Origin of the sequence: Streptomyces sp. NBC_01017, assembly GCF_045162795.1 — a bacterium.
In the GTDB taxonomy this organism is placed as follows: domain Bacteria; phylum Actinomycetota; class Actinomycetes; order Streptomycetales; family Streptomycetaceae; genus Streptomyces; species Streptomyces machairae.
The window spans coordinates 3638988-3658888 of sequence record NZ_CP108683.1 but is presented as its reverse complement, the minus strand read 5'-3'; the positions used below and the strand labels follow the sequence as shown (position 1 = coordinate 3658888).

The 19901-nt window shown below is 69.8% G+C and carries 17 protein-coding genes; 7 read left to right on the top strand and 10 right to left on the bottom strand.

Translation table 11 applies throughout. From position 1 onward, the window contains the following. Positions 1-36: 36 nt before the first annotated feature. Complete coding sequence (locus OG331_RS16595) at positions 37-1035, bottom strand: DMT family transporter (RefSeq protein WP_406196809.1); 999 nt, start codon at positions 1033-1035, stop codon at positions 37-39. Between the two features lie 76 nt (positions 1036-1111). Between OG331_RS16595 and OG331_RS16590 the strand changes: the two genes are divergently transcribed. From OG331_RS16590 to OG331_RS16580, 3 genes are all read left to right on the top strand, one after another. Beyond that, complete coding sequence (locus OG331_RS16590; protein ID WP_406196807.1) at positions 1112-1747, top strand: TetR/AcrR family transcriptional regulator; 636 nt, start codon at positions 1112-1114, stop codon at positions 1745-1747. A gap of 98 nt (positions 1748-1845) precedes the next feature. Beyond that, the gene (locus OG331_RS16585; RefSeq protein WP_406196805.1) at positions 1846-2529 is read left to right on the top strand and encodes a DUF899 family protein; all 684 of its coding nucleotides are present in this window, start codon (positions 1846-1848) and stop codon (positions 2527-2529) included. Between the two features lie 63 nt (positions 2530-2592). Continuing rightward, on the top strand, positions 2593-3162 hold the full coding sequence (locus tag OG331_RS16580) for a YdeI family protein (protein ID WP_406196803.1): 570 nt from the start codon (positions 2593-2595) through the stop codon (positions 3160-3162). Positions 3163-3210: 48 nt separating this feature from the next. Here OG331_RS16580 and OG331_RS16575 read toward each other — a convergent pair whose 3' ends face one another. Then, positions 3211-3765, bottom strand: coding sequence for a YceI family protein (locus OG331_RS16575; protein WP_406196801.1), 555 nt, complete (start codon positions 3763-3765; stop codon positions 3211-3213). Between the two features lie 151 nt (positions 3766-3916). Between OG331_RS16575 and OG331_RS16570 the strand changes: the two genes are divergently transcribed. From OG331_RS16570 to OG331_RS16560, 3 genes are all read left to right on the top strand, one after another. After that, positions 3917-6247, top strand: coding sequence for a polysaccharide lyase 8 family protein (locus tag OG331_RS16570; protein ID WP_406196799.1), 2331 nt, complete (start codon positions 3917-3919; stop codon positions 6245-6247). A gap of 154 nt (positions 6248-6401) precedes the next feature. Then, positions 6402-7985 (top strand): acyl-CoA carboxylase subunit beta, encoded by a 1584-nt coding sequence (locus OG331_RS16565; protein ID WP_406196796.1) that lies wholly within the window; start codon positions 6402-6404, stop codon positions 7983-7985. Positions 7986-8031: 46 nt separating this feature from the next. Further along, a complete protein-coding gene (locus OG331_RS16560; protein ID WP_328878991.1) occupies positions 8032-8226 on the top strand; it encodes an acyl-CoA carboxylase subunit epsilon in 195 nt (64 codons plus the stop codon). Between the two features lie 142 nt (positions 8227-8368). On the opposite strand, the gene OG331_RS16555 is transcribed toward OG331_RS16560, so the two are convergent. The 8 genes from OG331_RS16555 to OG331_RS16520 form a co-directional block, all read right to left on the bottom strand. Beyond that, the gene (locus OG331_RS16555; protein WP_026248371.1) at positions 8369-8950 is read right to left on the bottom strand and encodes an ATP/GTP-binding protein; all 582 of its coding nucleotides are present in this window, start codon (positions 8948-8950) and stop codon (positions 8369-8371) included. After that, positions 8931-9503 carry a DUF742 domain-containing protein gene (locus tag OG331_RS16550; protein WP_328878990.1) on the bottom strand — a complete coding sequence of 191 codons (573 nt, stop codon included), beginning with the start codon at positions 9501-9503 and terminating at the stop codon, positions 8931-8933. The genes OG331_RS16555 and OG331_RS16550 overlap by 20 nt, the downstream gene beginning before the upstream one ends. Before the next feature lie 95 nt (positions 9504-9598). Continuing rightward, the gene (locus tag OG331_RS16545) at positions 9599-10012 is read right to left on the bottom strand and encodes a roadblock/LC7 domain-containing protein (RefSeq protein WP_005479603.1); all 414 of its coding nucleotides are present in this window, start codon (positions 10010-10012) and stop codon (positions 9599-9601) included. A 10-nt stretch (positions 10013-10022) separates the two neighbouring features. Beyond that, entirely contained in the window at positions 10023-13274 is a 3252-nt protein-coding gene (locus tag OG331_RS16540) for a nitrate- and nitrite sensing domain-containing protein (protein ID WP_406196792.1), read from the bottom strand. Positions 13275-13662: 388 nt separating this feature from the next. Beyond that, a complete protein-coding gene (locus OG331_RS16535) occupies positions 13663-14238 on the bottom strand; it encodes a GTP-binding protein (protein ID WP_406196789.1) in 576 nt (191 codons plus the stop codon). Further along, on the bottom strand, positions 14219-14617 hold the full coding sequence (locus tag OG331_RS16530) for a DUF742 domain-containing protein (protein ID WP_003997626.1): 399 nt from the start codon (positions 14615-14617) through the stop codon (positions 14219-14221). The genes OG331_RS16535 and OG331_RS16530 overlap by 20 nt, the downstream gene beginning before the upstream one ends. A 114-nt stretch (positions 14618-14731) precedes the next feature. After that, positions 14732-15145, bottom strand: a complete 414-nt coding sequence (locus OG331_RS16525; protein WP_093910158.1) for a roadblock/LC7 domain-containing protein — start codon at positions 15143-15145, stop codon at positions 14732-14734. Positions 15146-15154: 9 nt separating this feature from the next. Continuing rightward, the gene (locus tag OG331_RS16520; protein ID WP_406196786.1) at positions 15155-18994 is read right to left on the bottom strand and encodes a nitrate- and nitrite sensing domain-containing protein; all 3840 of its coding nucleotides are present in this window, start codon (positions 18992-18994) and stop codon (positions 15155-15157) included. Between the two features lie 599 nt (positions 18995-19593). Between OG331_RS16520 and OG331_RS16515 the strand changes: the two genes are divergently transcribed. Further along, positions 19594-19779, top strand: coding sequence for a hypothetical protein (locus OG331_RS16515; protein ID WP_362384231.1), 186 nt, complete (start codon positions 19594-19596; stop codon positions 19777-19779). The last annotated feature ends 122 nt before the right edge of the window (positions 19780-19901 follow it).

The following is a 19901-nucleotide window of genomic DNA, read 5'->3' as shown; positions in this document are numbered from 1 at the left end:
GCCCGGAAGCGGAAGTGAACGCTGATCAGAGGGACATCACGGGCAGCCACCGGAGAGCCGGTGGCCGGAGTCTGGAGGCTTCGGGGCTGGACACGCGGGCAGGGTATGCGGGACCTGCTGAGGGGAGCCACCGGTTTTCGAGCGACGCCGGACGGCACGCGTTCGGGATGCGCCGCCCCCGCGATGGACGATGACGACGGCGACCAGGCCGACGACCAGGCCGATCGCGGTCTGCGCACCGAACGGCTCGCCGAACATGAACGCTCCCCACACCGCCGTGACCGGCGCCATCAGGAACATCAGCGTGTTGACCTTGGTGACTCCGGAGCGCCGCAGGATCATCCAGTACAGCCCGTACCCACCGAAGGTGGACAGCACCACGAGCCAGCCGATCGCGGCCCAGAAACCGGCCTCGGCGGGCGGCGCGGCCGCTCCGGTGCTCAAGGCGAACGCCGTGAACAGCACGGCGCTGGTGCCGCAGTGGACGGTGAGCGCCACCGAGGGCGGGACGGGCGTGCGGGAACGGCTTTCGAGGAACGTGGCCGCCACCAGCGAGAGCATGCCGAGGAACGGGATGAGATAGGCCCACGCGGCAACGCCGGTCGCCGCCGTGGCGTCGGCCATGGTGACGATGAGGACGCCGCTCACCCCCAGGACCAGCCCGAGCCACTGACGGCGTGAGACGTACTGCCGCAGCAGTGGTCCGGCCAGCGCACCGGCGACGAGGGGCTGGACGCCGTCGATGAGGGCCGTGGTGCCACTGGAGACGCCGAGCTGGATGGCGTAGTAGACGGTGAGCAGATAGCCGCTCTGCGACAGCGTGCCGATCACGGCCTGGCGGGCGAGATCCCGTCCGGTGAGACCCCGCCACGACGCGCGGCCCAGCACCGCGGCCACGACGACCAGGATCACGGCGAGTGGCAGGAACCGCCACATCAGGATCGTCACCGCGGAGGCGCTCCCGGCGCCGAGCTTGGCCCCGATGAACCCGGAGCTCCAGCTGAGGACGAAGGCGATGGACAGCAGGGCGTTCACGCCAACCACATCCAGTAAACAGATCGGTATACCTTGCTCGCACCGGAAAGTATACAGATCGGTATACTCGGATGCCATGGGGACCGCAGAGCAGCAACCGCAGCGCGTCACGATGACGCGTGCCGCACGCCGCATCCTGGAAGCCGCCGAGCGGCTGTTCTACGAGCGCGGCATTCACGCCGTGGGCGTGGATCTCATCGCCGCGGAGGCGGGGGTGACCAAGAAGACCCTCTACGACCGCTTCGGCTCCAAGGAGCGGATCGTCGTGGAGTACCTGACCGGCCGCGACGAGCGCTGGCGGGCCTTCCTCGCGCAGTACCTCGACGACCACCTCGACGACCACCTCGACGCGGCGCACGCGACACCGCGGGCGCGCGTCCTGGCGGTGTTCGACGCCTCACGCGCGTGGTCGGCGGAGTACGGCTCCAAGGGATGCAGCATGGTCAACGCGCACGCCGAGATCAGCGACCCCGCCCACCCGGCCTACCCGGTCATCGCCGGGCAGAAGGAGTGGATGCTCGCCCTGTTCACCCGCCTCGCCCGGGACATCACCCCGGACGACGCGGACGAGGCGGACCGCATGGGCCGGACCCTCATGCTGCTTCACGAGGGAGCGCTCGTGGCCCACGGCCTGAACACCTTCCCGGACCCGATCGCGCACGCCCGCGACCAGGCGGCGGCTCTCCTGCCGGTACCGGAAGAGCTGCCGTGAGCACGCCGTCCCGGCCGCCGCTGCGAAGGTGAGCGCTCAAAGCCCCCGGCCTAAACTGAAGGCGGCAAGGGGAACGGGAGCCGACCCGGGAGGACGCGATGTTCCGGTACACCCGACTGCCAGGTGAATCCGCCGAGTACCTCGCCGCCCGCGAGGAACTGCGCCTCGCCGAGATCGAGTTGACGCGCCAGGGCGAGGAGGTCGCCGCCCGCCGGCGCGCGCTCCCGCCGGGGCCGCCCGTCGACGACTATGCCTTCCTGGAGGGCCCCGCCGACCTCGCCGCCGGCGACGAACCCGTCCGCGAGGTGAGGCTGAGCGAGCTGTTCACCGCCCCCGAACGGCCCCTGCTCATGTACCAGTTCATGTACGGCAAGGCAGACACCGAACCCTGCCCGATGTGCACCATGTGGATCGACGGCTTCAGCAACATCGCCCACCACATCACGCGCAACGCCGACTTCGTCGTCGCGGCGGCCGCCGACCCGCCCGTCCTGCGCCAGCACGCCCGCAGCCGTGGCTGGCACCGGCTGCGGCTGCTGAGTTGCGGCGACAGCACGTTCAAGTACGACACGGGCAGCGAGGACAAGGACGGCGCACAGGACGCCACCGTCTCCGTGTTCACCCGCGACGGCGACGGCACGCTCCGCCACTTCTACTCCGCGCATCCCCGCATGTCCGACGACATCGGCGAGCGGGGCATCGACCGGCTGGCCCCCGTCTGGAACCTCCTGGACCTGCTCCCGCAGGGACGCGGCGACTGGTATCCGAGCGTCGCCTACTGACGCAGGGATCCGAGCCGCCGATGGAGGACGGTTCCTGACCTACTTCGCCCCTATGTTTCCGTCATGAGCCCCCACCGCGACCCGGAGCCCCTCGCCTTCGCATCCGCCGACGCCCTCGACACCTGGCTGGCGAAGCACCCGGCCCCGCACCCCGGCCTCTGGGTGAAGGTCGCCAAGAAGGACTCCGGCATCCCCTCCGTCACTGCCGCCGAGGTCAACGACGTGGCCCTGTGCCACGGATGGATCACCGGGCAGCGCAAGGGACTCGACGGGTCGTACTACACGCAGCGCATCACCCCGCGCCGGCCCGGCAGCCTCTGGTCGATGGTCAATGTGCGGCGGGTGGCGGAACTGGCCGCCGAGGGGCGGATGCGCCCCGCGGGCCTCGCCGAAGTGGACGCCGCGAAGGCGGACGGGCGGTGGGAGGCGGCGTACGAGTCGCAGCGCAACGCCGAGGTCCCGGACGAGCTGGCCGCGGCGCTGGCAAAGAATCCCCGGGCCGGGGCGGCCTTCGAGCGGCTGGGCAGGACCGACCGCTACCAGCTCATGCTCGGCCTCCTGCGCGCCCGGACCCCGCAGAGCCGGACAACTCAAGTCGCCGCGATCCTGAGGCAATTGACACAGCGCCGGTGAGTGACGGACTCACCGGCGCCGTGCCATCGGGTCGCCCTCAGAGAAGGCTCACGCGTTCTTGATCGCCGAGATGTCGAAGTTCAGCTTGATCTTGTCGGAGACAAGCACACCGCCCGTCTCCAGAGCCGCGTTCCACGTGAGACCCCACTCCGAGCGCTTGATCTCCGCCTTGCCCTCGAAGCCGACGCGCTCGTTGCCGAACGGGTCCTTCGCGGCGCCGTTGAACTCCAGGTCGATCGTGATCGGTTTGGTGGTGCCGAGGATCTCCAGGTCACCGGTGATGCGGTAGTCGTCGCCGCCGAGGGACTCCGCCTTGGTGGAGCGGAAGGTCATCGTGGGGAACTCCTCGATCTTGAAGAAGTCCGCGCTCTTGAGGTGCCCGTCCCGGTCCGCCGACCCGGTGTCGATGCTGTCCATCTTGACGTCGATCGACGCATTGGACGCGGACGGGTCGGCGCCGTCCAGCTGCAGCGACCCGCTGAAGTCGAGGAACTTGCCCTTGACGTTGGTGACCATGGCGTGCCGGACGGTGAAGCCGATCGTGGAGTGGGCCGCGTCGATCGTGTACTCGCCGGTCAGGGTGGTCAGGTCGGGGTTCGCCATGACGTGCTCCTTAGGAGGGAAGGGGCCTCGCGGCCCTAATGTTGAATCTTGAACTACACCAACGCGACCGACCGTAGACCTATTCCGTTCAGGATTCAACATCATCTGCACGTGTTGGCGTGATTACTCTGAGGTGGTAGATGCCCATGACATGACCTCTCAGCGCACCGGGCTCACCAGACCCACCCGCCGAGCCGTTCTGCTCGCGGCGGCGCTCCTGTCCACCGCCGCTCCCGCCGCCCGCACCGCCTCGGCCGACGCCTACGACACCCTCCGCCTCCGCTGGCTCGACATCGCCCTCGGCTCGGGCTACGACCCCGCGGCGGAGCCGTACGCCTCGCGCCTCGCCGAGACCGGCACCCTCGCCCGCGGCTTCCGGGCCGCCATGGCCCCCACCCCCACCTCCCTGTGGCCCGGCCACCCCTACGACCCGCCCGCCGGCATCACCCAGAGCTACAGCCGCCTGTGGACCATGACCCAGGCCTACGTCCAGCAGGGCACCGGCTCCACCGCCGACCCCGCCCTCCTTGCCGACGTCCTGCGCGGCCTCGACCACCTCTCCGCCACCGTCTACAACCCCTCCACCACCCGCTACGGCAACTGGTGGGAATGGCAGATCGGCAGCCCGCGCCTGCTGACGGACATCACGGCCGCCCTGTACGACCACCTGACCGAGGCGCGGATCGCCCCCGCCTGCGCGGCCGTCGACCACTTCATTCCGGACGCCATGCTCACCGACTACTCCGGCACCTCCACCGGCGCCAACCGCGTCGACCTGTGCCGCAGCGTCGCCCTGCGCGGCATCCTCGGCCGGGCCCCGGCGAAGATCGCGCTCGCCCGTGACGCGCTCTCCCCGGTCTTCCCGTACGTCACGAAGGGCGACGGCCTCTACGTCGACGGCTCGTTCGTCCAGCACACCTGGGTCGCCTACTCCGGCACCTACGGCCAGGTCCTCCTCGACGGCCTCGGCCGCCTCTTCGCCCTGCTCGCCGGCTCCGAGTGGCAGGTGACCGACCCGCACAGGCAGATCGTCCTCGACAGCGTCGAGCACGCCTACGCCCCGCTCATCCACGACGGGCTGATGATGGACAGCGTCAACGGCCGTGCCATCAGCCGGGGTTACCTCAAGAGCGACGACCGGCACGTGATGCGCAGCGACCACTTTCACGGGCAGGGCATCATCGCCGCCATCGCCCTGCTCGCGGGCGGCGCGAGCGCGGCGGAGCGGGAGCGCTGGTACGGCCGGATCAAGGGCTGGATCGAACGGGACAGGGTCACGCCGATCCTGACGGCCGGACAATTCGGGGTGGCCGACCTCGCACGGCTGCACACCGTCGCCGAATCACCGGCCGCCGCCGCCCCCGACCCGGTCGGCCACCACCTCTTCGCCGCCATGGACCGGGCCGTCCACCGCCGCCCGGGCTTCGTCGCGAACATCGCCATGGCCAGTGACCGCATCGCCCACTACGAGTGCGGCAACGGCGAGAATCCGCGCGGCTGGCACACCGGCGCCGGGATGCTGTCCTGGTGGGCGCCGGGTCTCGGCGACCAGTACACGGACTGGTACTGGCCGACAGTCGACTGGTACCGCCTCCCCGGTACGACGGTCTCCACCAAGCGCCTTCCCGACAAGGCCGGCGGCGAGTGGGGCGAGCCCAGGCCCGACGTGCGGTGGGTCGGCGGCACGACGGACGGCGAGTACGCGGCGATCGGGCAGCATCTGAAAGGCCTCGGCTCGACCCTGGAGGCCCGCAAGTCGTGGTTCTGCGCCGCGGACGCCGTGATCTGCCTCGGAGCCGGCATCACCTGCGCCGACGCGGTCCCCGTCGAGACCGTCGTCGACAACCGCAACCTGGGGGAGGGCGGCACGCAGACCTTCGTACGCGGTTCCGGCTGGGCGCATCTGGAGGGCCACGGCGGCTGGGTGGTGCCGTACGGCGAACTGCGCACCCTGCGCGAGGACCGCACCGGCGCCTGGGCCGACATCAACACCACCAGCACGACGGAGCGCCGCACCCGCCGCCGGCAGACCCTCTGGCTGGACCATGGCACGGACCCGACGGACGCGAGCTACGTCTACGTCCTCATGCCCGGCGCGAGCCGGCACCAGGTGGCGGCCCGCGCCGCACTGGGCACCCGCTGGCTGTCGGTCCTCGCCAACGACAGCGCGTGCCAGGCCGTCCGCATCCGCTCCCTGGGCCTCACGGCCGCCAACTTCTGGCAGCCGGGTACGGTGGGCCCGCTCACCGCCACCGCCGGCGCGAGCGTGCTGGTCCGTCACCGGGGCCGTACCGCTACGCTCTGCGTGAGCGAGCCGCCGCGCTCGGGCGAGCCGCTGGAGATCACCTGGGACCACCCCGTACGCCGGGTCCTGCGCAAGGACGACTCGGTCGAGATCCTCTCGACGGGACGCCGGCTGAGGGTCCGTGTCACTCCGGGGATGGTATGCGCGACCCACCGATGTGAGGTGGCTCTCGCCTGACGGCTTTGTGCGACCCCGACAACCCGTACGCCCTCTGAGCAGTCAGAAGGGCTGCATGCCTCGATGGTTCTGTTCAGTGGTACCAGGAAATGGGTCCGGAGACTGTACGGAGTCAACGGCTCGCTTTCCTCGGTGTCCTTCGTAAGGTCGCTACATGACCGTTTTGGATGAGGCACCGGGTGAGCCGATCGACGCGCGCGGGCGCACCGCCGAGCTGCACGAGATCCGTGCGCAGGCGCTGGCCGGCCCGAGCGAGAAGGCGACCACGGCGCAGCACGCCAAGGGCAAGCTGACCGCCCGGGAGCGCATCGAGCTGCTCCTGGACCCGGGTTCCTTCCGGGAGGTCGAGCAACTGCGTCGGCACCGGGCCCAGGGCTTCGGCCTGGAGTCCAAGAAGCCGTACACCGACGGTGTCATCACCGGCTGGGGCACGGTGGAGGGCCGCACGGTCTTCGTCTACGCCCATGACTTCCGCATCTTCGGCGGCGCGCTGGGCGAGGCCCACGCCACCAAGATCCACAAGATCATGGACATGGCCATCGCGGCAGGCGCTCCGCTGGTCTCGCTGAACGACGGCGCGGGTGCCCGTATCCAGGAGGGCGTCTCGGCGCTCGCCGGCTACGGCGGCATCTTCCAGCGCAACACCAAGGCGTCCGGCGTCATCCCGCAGATCAGCGTGATGCTGGGCCCGTGCGCGGGCGGCGCGGCCTACTCGCCCGCCCTGACGGACTTCGTCTTCATGGTCCGCGAGACGTCCCAGATGTTCATCACCGGCCCGGACGTGGTCAAGGCCGTGACGGGCGAGGAGATCACCCAGAACGGCCTCGGCGGCGCGGACGTGCACGCCGAGACCTCGGGCGTGTGCCACTTCGCGTACGACGACGAGGAGACGTGCATCGCCGAGGTGCGCTACCTGCTCTCGCTGCTGCCCCAGAACAACCGTGAGAACCCGCCCCGCGCGGAGTCCACGGACGCGCCCGACCGCCGCAGCGACGTGCTCCTCGACCTGGTCCCGGCGGACGGCAACCGTCCGTACGACATGGCCAAGGTCATCGAGGAGATCGTCGACGACGGCGAGTACCTGGAGGTCCACGAGCGCTGGGCGCGGAACATCATCTGCGCGCTGGCCCGTCTCGACGGCCAGGTGGTCGGCATCGTGGCCAACCAGCCGCAGTCTCTCGCCGGCGTCCTGGACATCGAGGCGTCGGAAAAAGCTGCGCGCTTTGTCCAGATGTGTGACGCTTTTAACATCCCGATCGTCACTTTCCTGGACGTTCCCGGGTTCCTTCCGGGTGTCGATCAGGAGCACGGCGGAATCATCCGCCACGGCGCGAAGCTGCTCTACGCCTACTGCAACGCGACGGTCCCCCGGATCTCCCTGATCCTGCGCAAGGCGTACGGAGGCGCGTACATCGTCATGGACAGCCAGTCCATCGGTGCGGACCTCACCTATGCCTGGCCGACGAACGAGATCGCCGTGATGGGCGCGGAGGGCGCGGCCAATGTCATCTTCCGCCGCCAGATCGCCGACGCAGAGGACCCCGAGGTCATGCGGGCCCGCATGGTCAAGGAGTACAAGTCCGAGCTCATGCACCCCTACTACGCGGCCGAGCGCGGCCTGGTCGACGACGTGATCGACCCCGCCGAGACCCGCGAAGTACTCGTCAAGTCCCTGGCGATGCTCCACACCAAGCACGCCGACCTGCCGTCCCGCAAGCACGGCAACCCCCCGCAGTAACCCACCGGTACCGCTGCGGAAACCTCTTCCACGGAGACTGACACCCATGAACCTCCCTGATATCCGCGTCGAGAAGGGCCACGCCGAGCCCGAGGAAGTCGCCGCCATCACGGCGATCCTGCTCGCGCGTGCCGCCGCCCAGCCGGCCGACACCGCCCCGGCCCACCGCGGCCGCGCAAAGGCCGGCTGGCGCCGCCTGGAGCGCGAGCCGGGCTTCCGGGCGCCTCACAGCTGGCGCTGACGTCGAAGACCGAAGAAGGGCCCCTCTCTGAGAGAGGGGCCCTTCAACGTCCCCAGGAGCGCGGGGAACTGCGCGAACGGCCACCGGACCACCCGCAGACGGCCTACGACCGTGAGGGGCAGCCCAGTGGCCGCACAAAGCCCTACCGCAGCCGCGCCATCAAAGCGTGCTCCACGAGAGTGATCAGCGCCGACTTCGCGTCCGCCCGGTGCCGGGCGTCCGTCGTGATGATCGGGGTGTCGGGGCCGATCTGGAGGGCCTCACGGACCTCGTCCGGGTTGTACGGCTGGTTTCCGTCGAAGCCGTTGAGGGCGATGACGAACGGAAGCCCGGAGTTCTCGAAGTAGTCGACCGCCGGGAAGCAGTCGGCAAGGCGCCTCGTGTCAACGAGGACGATCGCGCCGATGGCGCCGCGCACCAGGTCGTCCCACATGAACCAGAAGCGGTCCTGGCCGGGCGTACCGAAGAGGTACAGGATCAGGTCCTGGTCCAGGGTGATACGACCGAAGTCCATGGCGACCGTCGTGGTCGTCTTGTCTCCGGTGTGGGTGAGGTCGTCGATGCCCGCGGAAGCGGACGTCATGACGGCCTCGGTACGCAGCGGGTTGATCTCCGAGACGGCCCCGACGAACGTGGTCTTGCCCACGCCGAAGCCACCCGCCACCACGATCTTCGCCGAGGTGGTGGAGCGGGAAGGACCGCCGCTAGAGCTTGCGAAGTCCACTGAGCACCCTTTCGAGCAGTGTCACGTCTGGCTGGCCGCCGGCGTTCTCGTCGCCGCCGGGCTGATGGATGGCGACCAGGCCCGCCTCCGCCAAGTCGGCGACGAGGATCCTGGCCACGCCGAGAGGGATCGTCAGGAGGGCCGAGACCTCGGCGACCGACTTGATCTCACGGCAGAGGTTGCAGATCCGCTGATGCTCGGGCAACTGGCCCTGCATCTGGTGCGGCTGCGCGGTGGTGTGCACCAGTGCCTCGATGGCGAGCTGGTAGCGCGGGCGCGTCCGGCCGCCGGTCATGGCGTACGGGCGCACCAAGGGGTTGGACGACGACCCGGCGGGTGCCGGCTCAGGGGCGCGGCGCTGCGGCTGCACCGGCTGGATGCGCGGCGCCGGGGGCTGGTCGTACGGCGAGGGCCCGGGGCCCTGCGGGGCGTACGGCTGCCGCTGGCTGGGCGTGGAGGGGAAGTTGTACCGGTTCCGGGAACCGTCGCCGTGCCCCTGGCCAGGGCCGTACGACCAGTTGCCCGATGACGAACCGTCTGGGGGTGTTGCCACTTTCTCTCCTCCTCCGACCGTGCCTGGCACCCATCTTGTGGAGCCGCGTCCCGAAACCTTACGGCCACGGGACGCCAAAACGCACCGACTGTCTGTTAGTTGAGCAGGCTGCCCTGGAGCTCCGCACGCAGATCCGGCGTCAGGACCGTACCGGCACGGTCCACCAGAAGCGCCATCTCGTACCCGATGAGGCCGATGTCCGCCTCTGGATGTGCGAGAACTGCGAGTGAGGAACCGTCGGAGACGGACATGATGAACAGGAATCCCCGCTCCATCTCCACAACCGTCTGGTTCACGCTGCCACCCTCGAAGATGCGGGAGGCGCCTGCCGTCAGAGACGTCAGACCGGAGGCGACGGCCGCGAGCTGGTCGGCGCGGTCGCGCGGGAAGCCTTCGGACATCGCCAGAAGGAGTCCGTCGGCGGAGACCACCACCGTGTGCGACACCCCGGGGGTGTTGTCCACGAAGTTGGTGATCAACCAGTTCAGGTTCTGTGCCGCCTGGCTCATCGGGCTCACACTAACGCTCCTGGTTGTAGGTGCTGTCAGGACCACTGTGGTGATTCCTAGTGGCCTGGCCGTTCGTTTCGCTTCCCGCGCTGCGTCCCCGCTGGACACCGCGGCGCAGGTTGCTCAGCCTGCCCCGGACGTCCTCGGGAGCACGGGAGATCTGTGGACCTCCCTGGGGGGTGGTCTCAGCGGCTCCCTCGACCAGGTTGGCCTTGGGAACCCGCCTCGGCAGGCCGGAGGAGGTGACCCCGCCCGCCTTGGGCTTCCGGAGCTGCGAGGCCTGCTGCCAGCGGTCGTCGTTGGCCGAACGCCAGCTGCTGTCGCCGTTGCTCTCCGGCGTGGGGGCCGACGGTTCCTGCCGCGCGGGCCGTGCGCCGTTGCTGCCGCTCGCGCCGGATCCGCGGCGGGGGAGCCCGGCGTCGGTCATTGCGTGGGCGGCGGAGGAGGCCGGTCCCGGACGGTCGAAGCCTACGCGGTCGCGCTCGTTTGCGTCACCGGCCTGCGCAGATTCCGTTTCCGGAGCGTACTGGTCCTGATAGCCGTTCCCGTAGCCGTTCTGCTGCGGCCAGTCGTCCTGGTGGCGCCGCTGCTCGAAGGCCGGGAAGGACTCCGAGGCGGGGGCGCTCGGAGCCGCGGGCTCCTCGCGGACCGGCTCCGGATAGGACGGCTCGGGGTAGCCGCTGCCGGACGAGAAGGTGTCGTTCTGCTGCAGGCCGCCGTTCGGCGCGTAGTACGTGTCGTCGTACGACGCCCGCTGGGGCTCCTCGTACGCAGACCGCTGCTGCTCCTCGTACGACGGCTGCCGCTGCTCCTCGTACGACGGCTGCTGGTCGTACCCGCCCTGCTGCTCGGGGAAGCCGTTGCCTCGGCCGTCGTAGGCCTGCTGACCCGTGAAGTCGTCGTACCCGGGCGACTCGGGGTTCTCCGGGCCGTGGCCCTGGGATTCCAGGGCCGCGCGGCGCTCCTCGCGCATCAGGGAGCGGCCCACCGGGTCCAGCTCGCGGATGTCGTCCGGCACCTCGGTGTAGCGGCTGTCGTCGAAGCCCAGCTCGGCGGCCGTGCGCATCGGCGGGCCGAAGCTCTCACCACCCTGGAAGTGCTGCTCCGGGATGATCTGCGAGACGGTGAACTCGTCCTGGGACGACTGCTGCTCGCCGCCGCCGCCGTGCGTGATGGCGTCGGGCAGCATGACCAGCGAGGTCGTGCCGGCCTGCTCGCCGGAGGGGCGCAGCTGGACGCGGATGCCGTGCCGGTCGGACAGCCGGCCGACCACGAACAGGCCCATGCGCTGGGATATCGCGGCGTCGACGGTCGGCGGGTTGGCCAGCTTGTGGTTGATGTCCGCGAAGTCCTCGGCCGTGAGGCCGATGCCCTTGTCGTGGATCTCGATCATGATCCGACCGTCGGGGAGACGGGTGGCGGTCACGCGAACCTTGGTCTGCGGGGAGGAGAACGTCGTGGCGTTCTCCAGAAGCTCGGCGAGCAGGTGCACGAGGTCGGTCACGGCGCGGCCGTGGATCTCGGCCTCCGGGACGCCGGAGAGCTCGATGCGCTCGTACTGCTCCACCTCGGAGGAGGCGGCGCGCAGCACATCGACGAGGGGGACCGGCTGGTCCCAGCGGCGGCCGGGCTCCTCGCCGGCGAGGACCAGGAGGTTCTCGCCGTTGCGGCGCATACGGGTCGCGAGGTGGTCCAGGCGGAAGAGGTTCTCCAGCTGGTCCGGGTCGGCCTCGTTGTTCTCCAGGTCGGTGATCAGGGTCAGCTGGCCCTCGATCAGCGACTGGTTGCGGCGCGACAGGTTGGTGAAGATCGCGTTGATGTTGCCCCGCAGCAGGGCCTGCTCGGCGGCGAGCCGGACGGCCTCGCGGTGGACCTGGTCGAAGGCGCGGGCGACCTCGCCGATCTCGTCGCGGGTGTTGATCGGGATGGGCTGGACGCGGGTGTCCACGCGGCCCGGGTCGGTGCGCGAGAGCTGGTCGACCAGCATCGGCAGCCGCTGCTCGGCGATACCGAAGGCGGCGTTGCGCAGCTGGCGCATCGCGCGGCTCATCTGGCGGGCGACCATCCCGGCCAGGATGAACGCGGCGAGCAGGGCGACCACGACGACGGCACCGGTGATCAGCGCGTCGCGCTTGGCGTCGTCCGAGATGGCGGAGGCCTCGTTCACCGCGGTGCCCGCGAGGTCGTTCTCGATGTCGCGGTACGCGTTGTACTTGAGGGTGTTCACCGCCCACCAGTTGTCCCTGGTGATGCCCTGCGAGGCGAGGGCCTGGCGGTCACTCGGGTCCGTGGAGGACAACTGCGCGATGGCCGAGACCATCGCGTTGTCCTTGGTGGGCGGCGGGACGTAGTTCGGGTTCTTCTGCCTGGCCGCCGCCGCCAGGGCCGCGCCTTCGGCCTTGATGTCCTTCGAGGCCTGCACCAGCTTGGCGTTGTCCGCCTCGGTGCCACCGCTCTGGTACTCCTGGATGGCGATGCCCTCCAGGTAGGCGTACGACGACAGGGCGACGCGCTGCTTGGCGAGATCCTCGGCCTTGGGACCCGGCTGGGTCAGCATGTGCATACCGATGGAGCGCTGCAGCGAGAGCGCGCCCTTGGTGAGCGAGATGGCGTAGACCGTACGGCCGTAGCTGGTGATGTTTCCGGTGCCGAGGCCCAGCTCGTTGGAGAACTCCAGCAGTCGGTGCTCGACCTCGACGTAGCCCTCTTCGGTCTCCACGCCCTTGAGCTTGCTGGTGTAGGCGGCCGCACGGAGCTTGGTCAGCTCCGGCTCGACCTCACGGAAGCGGTCCAGACGGCGGACCAGGTTGGGCCGGTCCGGCATGTTCTGGGCGGCCTCGTCGAAGGCGTCGGCGGCCTTGTCGGTGATGTCGCGGGCCTTGACGACCGTCGGGTCGTCCTCGCCCTTGCCCGCCAGCAGGGGCGCGGCGGTCTGGTCGCGCTCCTCCAGCAGAGCGTCGCCGTAGGTCAGGGCGGCGGCGACCAGGCGCGCGGTGTTCTCCGCGTCCTCGGCCTCCTGCCAGGTGTCGATCGAGTTCTTCACCTGGAAGCCGCCCATGACAAGGCCGACCATCACGGGTATGAGCAGGATCGCGTTCAGTCGGGTCGGCACGCGCCAGTTGCGCGGGGAGAGACGGCCGCCGCTCGGGGCCGGCGTGGCCGTTGGTTCCGATCCGGGCACATGGGCGGGCGCCGCTCCGCGCGGCGGCGGGGTGAAGTTGCCCCGGGCCGACGGCTCGGGACTGCTCTTGCTTCGCCTCACTCGACCAACAACCTTCCGGCGGGGTCGGCACCTACGTATGTGCCGCTGTGTCTCAGAGCCCAGTTCGCCATCGAGTACGCACTACTGCTGAGTACGTCTTTGACTATTAGGCAGTTCTCGCATTCCAGCACGTCGGCCTGCGCTCTTCCAAACAGTGGAAGTCGAGGATTCCGGATGATGTAAGCCCTAGATAAAACGGTCATAAAGAGCGAGCCCCGTCAAAAGACGGGGCGTTTGTGCGCGCAGCGACACCGCTTGACCGCGACGAGTGGCCGTACCACCCGATTCCTCTGCCGAAACGTTATGAACAACGAAGCCGACCGTGTCAAAGGCCACAGTCGGCTCCGGTACATCTACGACAACTGCCGTATGTCGCTCCCGACTTGCGTTACCGCAGCCGGGCCATCAGTGCGTGCTCGACCAGCGTGATCAGCGCGCTCTTGGCATCCGCCCGGTGCCGGGCGTCGGTGGTGATGATCGGCGCGTCCGGGCCGATCTGCAGCGCCTCGCGCACCTCGTCCGGGTTGTACGGCTGATGTCCGTCGAAGCCGTTGAGGGCGATGACGAACGGGAGCCCGCTGTTCTCGAAGTAGTCGACCGCGGGGAAGCAGTCGGCGAGACGGCGGGTGTCCACCAGGACGACGGCGCCGATGGCGCCGCGCACCAGGTCGTCCCACATGAACCAGAAGCGGTCCTGCCCGGGCGTACCGAAGAGGTACAGGATCAGGTCCTGGTCCAGGGTGATACGACCGAAGTCCATCGCCACCGTGGTGGTGGTCTTGTCCCCGGTGTGCGTGAGGTCGTCGATGCCCGCACTCGCGGACGTCATGACGGCCTCGGTGCGCAGCGGGTTGATCTCCGAGACCGCGCCGACGAACGTGGTCTTGCCCACGCCGAAGCCACCCGCCACCACGATCTTCGCGGAGGTGGTCGCCCGGCCTGGTTCAGAGCTTGCGAAGTCCACTGAGCACCCTTTCGAGCAGCGTCACGTCCGGAGCGCCGCCGTTGTTCTCGTCGCCACCCGGCTGGTGAATGGCGACCAGGCCGGCCTCCGCGAGGTCCGCGACGAGGATCCTGGCCACGCCCAGCGGCATGGAGAGGAGCGCCGACACCTCGGCGACCGACTTCACCTCACGGCACAGGTGGCAGATGCGCTGGTGCTCCGGGAGGAGTCCCATGAGCGCTGCCGGGTCGGCCGTGGTGCTGATCAGAGCCTCGATGGCCAGCTGGTAGCGCGGCCGGGTCCGGCCGCCGGTCATCGCGTACGGACGAACCAGCGGCTGGTCGCCCTCATCCTCGTACGGCTCCGCGTACGGATCATGAGAGGCGGTGGGCGGGGTCATGAATCCTCCGGGCTGGGACAGCAAGTCGGTCAGTCAAGCCGTCTGGTAAGGGGCCAGTGGGGGGATTGTGGCGGCCGGACGGTGATTTGGTGAGACGGGTGGATCCGGGAGCGATCAGTGGAGCAGACTGCCTTGGAGCTCGGCGCGCAGGTCCGGGGTGAGCACCGCGCCCGCGCGGTCGACCAGCAGCGCCATCTCGTAGCCGACGAGGCCGATGTCGCATTCGGGGTGTGCCAGCACGGCGAGGGACGAACCGTCCGAGACGGACATGAGGAAGAGGAATCCCCGTTCCATCTCCACGACCGTCTGGGCCACGCTGCCGCCGTCGAAGATCCGCGACGCCCCCGCCGTCAGCGAGGTCAGACCCGACGCGACGGCCGCCAGCTGGTCGGCCCGATCGCGCGGGAAGCCCTCCGACATCGCCAGCAGCAGGCCGTCCGCCGACACGACGACGGTGTGGGACACACCCGGGGTGTTGTCCACGAAGTTGGTGATCAACCAGTTGAGGTTCTGTGCCGCCTGGCTCATCTGGCTCAACTAACGCTCCTGCTGGTGAGTGGGGTTCGGGAAGCTGCCGGTCTGGCCGTTACCGACCTGGCGACCTTGCGCGATACCCCGACGGAGATTGGTCAGCCGACCGCGTACGTCATCAGGCGCACGCGAGATCTGCGGACCGGCTTGGTGCTGTTGCTGCTGAGCGGTGCCCGGGACGAGGTTGGCCCTGGGGACCCGACGCGGCAGGCCGGAGGTGGTGACCCCGCCCGCGGCGGGCTGCCGGACGCGTTCCGCCTGCCGGACGAGGTCGTCGTTCGGCGAGCTGCGCCAGGCGGTCGATGCGCCCCGCTGAGGAGCGGAGGACGGCTGCGGAGGTGCCGCGGGAGCCTGGGGTTCCCGCGGAGCGGAGGCCGGAGCCTGGCCGCCCGCCTCGGGCTGCTGCCCCTGCTGACCGCCGTGGAACCAGTTGGTCTCCAGCGTGTCGTACAGCGGCGTACGCCCGTCACCGGGACCCGTCGCGGGCGGCAGCGCCTCGGGCTCCTGCCGCGCGGGCCGCTGCTGCGGCCGCTGCGGGGCCGGCGGCTGTGCGCCGCCGTAGCCGGAACCGCCGCCGTACGTGCCGTTGACCTGCGGCCGCTCGAACTGTCCGGTGGAGTCCGGGTTCTGGCGGCCGGGCAGGGCGTGCTGGCCCGTGGAGCCGTTGTCGTAGGCCTGCGGAGCGGGGAACTGACCCGTCTGCGACGCGTTGTTCTGCCCGCCCTGCGGGGTGCCCTGGGGCCGCTGGAACTGTCCGGTGGAGTCCGGGTTCTGGCGGCCGGGCAGGGCGTGCTGGCCGGCCGAGCCGTTGTCGTAGGCCTGCGGGGCGGGGAACTGGCCCGTCTGCGACGAGCTGTTCTGCCCGGCACCCGGGGTGCCGAATACGTCCGAGCGGACGAACTGGCCCGTGCTCTGGGGGTTGTACGAACCCGGAGACGTGGCGTCGAAGTCGGGGCGGGCGAACTCGGAGGTCGAGCCGGCACCCTGACGGTCGTCGACCCGCGGCATCCGGGAGGTCTGTGCGGAGTCCTCGTCGTGCCCGCGCGGGGTGTCGAGCGAGGCACGCGGCACCGGCGGCTGCGCGTTCTCGTCGCTCCAGCTGGGGCGGGAGGGCTGGCTGCCGCCCGGCAGCTCGGCACGCGGGCCACCGCGCGGCGGCAGCTGCGGCTGACGGCCACGACGGCCCTTCTCGGCGGGCGGGTTCTGCTGCGACGAAGGACCACCCGGACGGCTTTGGTCACGACCGGAGCCGCCGCGGGGGCCGCCGAAGGCGTCCTGGCCCGCACCGAACGGATCCTGGCCCATGCCCGCGGCCTGAAGGCCCTGCGGAGCACCCGGAGCCTGGCCACCGAACCCGGCACCCGCACCGGCGGGAGCCGGCCGGCCCTGCGACGGCGCGCCCGGACCCTGCTGTCCACGCGGAGCGCCGGGCCCACCCGGAAGTCCGCCACCGTCACGCCCCGGCAGCGCGGCCCGCGGTCCCTGACCGGCACCGAGCCGGCCACCGCCGGACGCACCGGCACCGAGCGCACCACCCGCGGCGCCACCCGGCGCGCCCGCGCCGAGGGAGCCACCGCCGGCCTGGGACTGGCGACGGGCGGCAGCCACACCGGCAGCGGCCTGCGCCGCGGCCGGGCCACCGGAGGCACCGGGACCGCCCGGGCCGGGCTTGCCCGGAGCGGGCTTCTTGCCGCCCTGGGCGACATCGACGGGCAGCATGACCAGCGCGGTCGTACCACCGGAGTCGGACGGGCGCAGCTGGATACGGATGCCGTGCCGCTGCGACAGCCGGCCGACCACGAAGAGGCCCATGCGGCGGGAGACGGAGACGTCCACGGTGGGCGGCGAGGCGAGCCGCTCGTTGATCGCGGCGAGGTCCTCGGGGGAGAGGCCGATGCCGGTGTCGTGGATCTCGATCAGGACGCGGCCGTCGGGCAGCGCGTGACCGGTGACCTTGACCTTGGTCTGCGGGGAGGAGAACGAGGTCGCGTTCTCCAGCAGCTCGGCGAGCAGGTGCACGAGGTCGTTGACGACCCGGCCGGCCACTTCGGTGGTCGGCACGGACGACAGTTCGATGCGCTCGTACTGCTCCACCTCGGACGCGGCGGCGCGGAGCACGTCGACCAGCGGGACCGGACGGGTCCAGCGGCGGCCGGGCTCTTCACCGGCGAGAACGAGGAGGTTCTCACCGTTACGGCGCATGCGGGTCGCGAGGTGGTCGAGCTTGAACAGGGAGGACAGCTGGTCCGGGTCGGCCTCGCGGGACTCCAGTTCGGAGATCAGCGAGAGCTGACGCTGGATGAGGCCCTGGGAGCGGCGCGAGAGGTTGGTGAACATCGCGTTGACGTTGCCCCGCAGCAGGGCCTGCTCGGCGGCGAGGCGGACCGCCTCGCGGTGCACGTCGTCGAAGGCCGCGGCCACCTGGCCGATCTCGTCCCGGGAGTGCACACCGACCGACTCGACCGAGGTGTCGACGTCCTGCGGGTCCGACTCCGACAGCTGCTTGACCAGCTCGGGCAGCCGGTCCTGGGCGACCTTGGTGGCGGTCTCCTCCAGGCGGCGCAGCGAGCGGATCATGGAGCGGGCGACCACGAAGGCGCCGACCAGCGAGACACCGAGCACGAGCAGGATCAGCGCACCGGAGATGATCGCCTCGCGCTCCGACTCGTTGCGCAGCTCGCGGGCCTTCTGCTCCATGTCCTCCAGCAGCGTGGTCTCGATGGCCCGCATCTGCTGGATCTTGGTGGTGCTGTCGTCCACCCAGTCCTTGTAGGAGCGCTTCTCCAGGTCGTCGAGGGCGTTCGGGTTGCCGAGGGCACGGGTGGCGTACTTGTCGCTCGCCGTGATCGTCGGGTTGCCCTTCTCGATCGACTGCAGCAGGTCGGCGGCGCCCTGGATGCCGTAGATGCTCCGGAAGCTCTTCAGCTCGGAGCGCTGGCTCGTCAGGGCCGACTCGGCGTACAGCCGGTCGTTCTCGGAGAGCTTGCCCGCGGTGTCGTTGTTCGCGGGCAGCGCGGCGGCGAGGACGGCGCGCTGGATGGACGCGTACTCCTTGGCGGTGGAGAAGGCCGCCAGGGCACGCGTGCTCTGGATCATCTCCGGGTTGCTGGTCGCCTCCGCCATGTCCTGCGAGAGACCGAGCAGGTTGGTGATCAGGCGGTGGTAGGCCTCCACGGACTGCGTGGAGTTCTGCTTGGCCTGGTAGGCGGTGTTGCGGATCTTCGCGATGTCGCTCAGGTCGCCGACGAGCTGGACGAGGTTGTCGCGGACGCCCTTGAGGTTGCCGTCCTTGCTGCTGTCGTCGATCTCCTCGGACGCCTCGATGAAGCTGTCCCTGGCCCGGTCCGTCTTGTCCCGGTAGCCCTTGACCGTGTAGTCCGTCGCCTTCGCGCCGTGCGCGAGCGGGCCGGCGGACTGGTCGCGCTCCTCCTGGAGCGCCGCCGCGAGCTCGGTGGCCCGCTTGGTCATGTCCGTCAGCAGCTTCATGTTGTCGAGCTGCTGGATGTCGTCCATGTTGTCGCTGATACGCAGGGCGCCCAGCGAGGTGGCCGCGACCACCGGGAGCGTCAGCAGCGCCACCAGACGCGTGGAGATACGCCAGTTGCGCAGGGCTATTCGCGCGCCCGGACCGGTGGCGGACTTGGGGGCCTTCTTCGGCGGCGGTGGCGTGGAAGCGTTGGCCGTCCCCGGGGAAGCCGACACGGCGGGGCGCCCGGAGCGCTCACCGCCGTCGACGGACACGGCCGGGCCCGGGTTCTGGGCGTGCTGGGGCGAGGGACCTCGGTCGGTCCCGCCGTGCTCCGGCTCCGCCGAAGCGCTGCCATCCCTCTTGAAACGTCCCTGCACTAGCGTCGCAACCTCTGGACCAGGCGCCCCTCCGCGTGAGCGGACGGACACGGTGTCGGCGTATTGGGGAGCGTCCTGAACACGCTCCCTGATGGTCGTGAGTGACCGGCGCTGGCTCCCCCTTCTCGCCGCCGCTCGGCGCTCGATGCGCCCCCTGTGCGCCGGCTCGATCCTGCGGCGGTCCGTGGAATTCCAGCACAGTGCCGGATCTCCAACAAGGCCCGTAGGTCGAGCCGTGACATACGTGACACGGCGTGAGGGTGAGATTACCTGCCGTAGAAAATGATCCGGTCTATATCGGACTTATGCCCGCGAGCCGCTCGGGTGCGAGGGGTGTCCCAGTCGCCATGATCAGGAGCGGAATGATGGCTTCAGGTGCTCAATGTCCGTTTCATGGGGGTGAATTGCAGGCCTGAATTGCCGGGTTCGTCCGCAGAGTCGTGAGCAAACTCACATGCGCTTGACAGGGTCTGCGTGACCGCGGAGGGGAACATCAGGTTTAGCCCGCGCTTTACATGATGTAAGACTTTGACAATCCGCGCCCGCGCGAGGCCCCCTGCCTCCACCGGCGCCCGAACACGACAGGGTCACGTACAACCGTGAAGACGACGATGATGTTCCACAACATAGCCAACCCGCGGCGCACGACGCTGGCGCACCTCAAGGACGCCGACGCCCTGCAGACCCCGGAGCAGGAGCACTCCGTCGACCTCCCGGCGCAGACCGCGAACCCCAGGCGCACCGTCCTCATGGAGGTCCCCGCCACGGCCTCCGTCGCGCAGTAGTACGCGCGCCGGCCCCGGATCATTCAAGGCGCCCTCACCCGAGGTAATGCGCGAGGCACCTGCCCCTTGCCGCGTTAGCCTGGAGCGTCAGACTCCAGCCGGCTCAAGTGAGGGGCGCAGGG